Origin of the sequence: Roseomonas sp. 18066 (assembly GCF_902706185.1) — a bacterium.
Lineage (GTDB): Bacteria > Pseudomonadota > Alphaproteobacteria > Acetobacterales > Acetobacteraceae > Pseudoroseomonas.
In genome coordinates this window covers 1-2710 of sequence record NZ_CACSJM010000285.1, presented here as the reverse complement: position 1 = coordinate 2710, position 2710 = coordinate 1, and the positions used below count along the sequence as shown (strand labels likewise).

The 2710-nt window shown below is 73.1% G+C and carries 2 protein-coding genes; both read left to right on the top strand.

Translation table 11 applies throughout. The features are described from left to right. Positions 1 to 702: ATP-binding protein (locus GVN67_RS28660; protein ID WP_200845440.1), on the top strand; the 702-nt coding region annotated here is incomplete at its 5' end. Next, on the top strand, positions 699 to 2549 hold the full coding sequence (locus GVN67_RS28655) for a glycosyltransferase (RefSeq protein WP_160000707.1): 1851 nt from the start codon (positions 699 to 701) through the stop codon (positions 2547 to 2549). The genes GVN67_RS28660 and GVN67_RS28655, both read left to right, overlap by 4 nt. The last annotated feature ends 161 nt before the right edge of the window (positions 2550 to 2710 follow it).

Genomic DNA, 2710 nt, shown 5'->3' with positions numbered 1-2710 from the left:
ATGTCCCCGAGCGACCCGACCCCACCCGCCGCCGGGGGGGCGTTGGCGGCGCGGCCGGCGCCCAACGCCACCCGCCGCCTGCCGCCCTGGCCGGCGCGCGAGACGGAGGCGGAGGAGGCGCTGAGCCTGCGCCAGCTGCGTCACCACAGCGGGAACACCTGGCAACGCCTGCTCTGCGAGGTCTGGATCATGGCCGAAGAAGCCAATACCCCCGAGGCGCATTCCCTGGCCGAGGCGGTGGAGCGCCGCCTCTCCGCCACCGTCGCCGTCGCCGATGCGCTGTTCGGCCTGACCCGCCGCCCGGGCCGCATGCAGGACCGGCTGGAGGTGCTGGCCCGCCAGGCCATCGCCGCCCAGGCGTATGCGCATCAGGTGATCGGGCTGGATGTGGCGGTGCAGGGCGCCTGCCCGACCGCGCTGCAGCAGACCGTGCTGCGGATCGCGCAGGAGATGGTCTGCAACGCGGTGAAGCACGGCCTGCATGCCCGCGCCCGCGGCCATGTCGCCGTCACCCTGATCGCTCTGCCGGGCCGGCCGCTGCAGCTGGAGGTCGGCGATGACGGCTGGGGCCCGCCGCCGCAGGAAGCCCGCGGCGAGGGCATGGCGCTGATGCGCGAGCTCGCCGCGCAGCGCGGCGGCCGCGTCTCGCTGCGGCGCGAGGGCGGGCTGACGCTGGCCGAGCTCGAATTGCCCTGGCTGTGAGCGGCGCGCTGACGGCTTCGGTCTCGGCGCTGGGCGGGCTGCTGGCGCGCTATCCTGGGGTGCGGGCCGGGCTGCGCCAGGCGCTGCGCCCGGCCTTGCCCTGGCTGGGCCGGGCGCTGGCCGCCCATCCCCGGCTGGACGCCGCCCGCCAGGCCGCGCTGTACCAGCGCTGGATCGCCGCGCGCGACACCCGCGACGAGGCGGCGCGCCACGACATCCGGCTGGCGATCGCGGCCTTCCACTGGCGGCCGCTGATCTCGGTGGCGATGCCGGCCTATGCCACGCCGCCCGCCCTGCTGCAGGCGGCGATCGCCTCGCTGCAGGCGCAGCTCTACCCGGACTGGGAGCTGTGCCTGGTCGACGACGCGACGCCGGGCGACCCGCTGGCCGGCCTGCTGTCCGAGGCCGCCGCCGCCGACCCGCGCATCCGCTGGCAGCGCCGCGCCCGCAATGGCGGCATCGCCGAGGCCACCAACAGCGCGCTGGCCATGGCGCGCGGCGATGTCGTCGCCCTGATGGACCATGACGACACCCTGGCCGAGCACGCCTTCTTCGAGATTTCTTCCCTGTTGCAGCGCGCGCCCGATGCGGCCGTCATCTACTCGGACGAGGACAAGATCGACGCCGAGGGCCGCCGCAGCGATCCCTATTTCAAGCCCGGCTTCGATCCCGACCTGCTGCTGGGCCAGAACTACCTGAACCACCTGACCGTCTATCGCCGCAGCCTGCTGCAGCGGCTCGGCGGGCTGCGCCGCGGCTTCGACGGCAGCCAGGACCACGACCTGGCGCTGCGCGCCACCGGCCTGGCCGGCGCCGCCCGCATCCACCACATCCCGAAGATCCTGTACCACTGGCGCCGCGGCGGGCCGGTGGCGAGCTTCTCCGAGGCCTCGGCCGCGGCCTGCCAGGCGGCCTCCCGCGCCGCCGTCGCCGAGCATCTGGCGGCCCAGGGCATCGGCCAGGCCACGGTGCTGCCGGCGCCGCGCGCGCCGTTGTGGAACCGCGTGGTCTTCCCGCTGCCGCCGCGCCCGCCGCGGGTCAGCGTCATCATTCCGACCCGCGACCGCGCCGGCCTGCTGGCGCGCTGCGTCGAAGGGCTGCTGCACCGCACCGACTGGGACCCGCTGGAGATCATCATCGTCGACAATGACAGCCGCGAGGCCGCCACCGCCGCTCTGCTGGCCGCGCTGTCGATGGACCCGCGCGTCACCGTGCTGCGCATCCCCGGCGCCTTCAACTATTCGGCGCTGAACAACGCCGCCGCCCGCATCGCCTGCGGCGATCTCCTTCTCCTCCTCAACAACGACATCGACGTGCTGCACCCCGACTGGCTGGCCGAGATGGTCCGCCACGCCACCCGGCCCGAGATCGGCGCGGTCGGCGCCCGGCTGCTCTACGCCGATGGCCGGGTGCAGCATGCCGGGGTCAGCCTGGGCGCCGGCGGCGTCGCCGGGCACCGCCACGCCTTCGCCCGCCGCGACGACACGGGATACTGGGGCTCGCTGGCGCTCACCCGCAGCCATGCCGCGGTGACCGGCGCCTGCCTGATGCTGAAGCGCGCGGTCTTCGAGGATGTCGGCGGCCTGGACGAGGCCCGCCTGCCCATCGCCTTCAACGATATCGACCTGTGCCTGCGCATCCGCGAGAGCGGCCTGCGCGTGGTCTGCACCCCCTTCGCCGAGCTGCTGCACCTGGAATCCGCCTCCCGCGGCTCCGACCGCCACCGGCCGGGATTCCAGGCGGAACACGACTGGATGCGGCGCCGATGGGGGGATGCGCTGCTGCAAGACCCTTATCACAACAGGAATTTTTCGCGGAGCAATCCGACAGGGATATTAGAAATCTAAACAGGCCAGGGGAATGAATTCCCCTGGACCCCTTGTAACTTGGCGCCATCGCGCTCGGTCGTTGCTAGAGTGTCCGGAGCGGTGGCGGAGCGTAGCCCGGAACCCCTTGGGGCGATCGAGCCCGTAAAGAAGCGAGGGTCACGCTCCGTCGTTCCATCGAA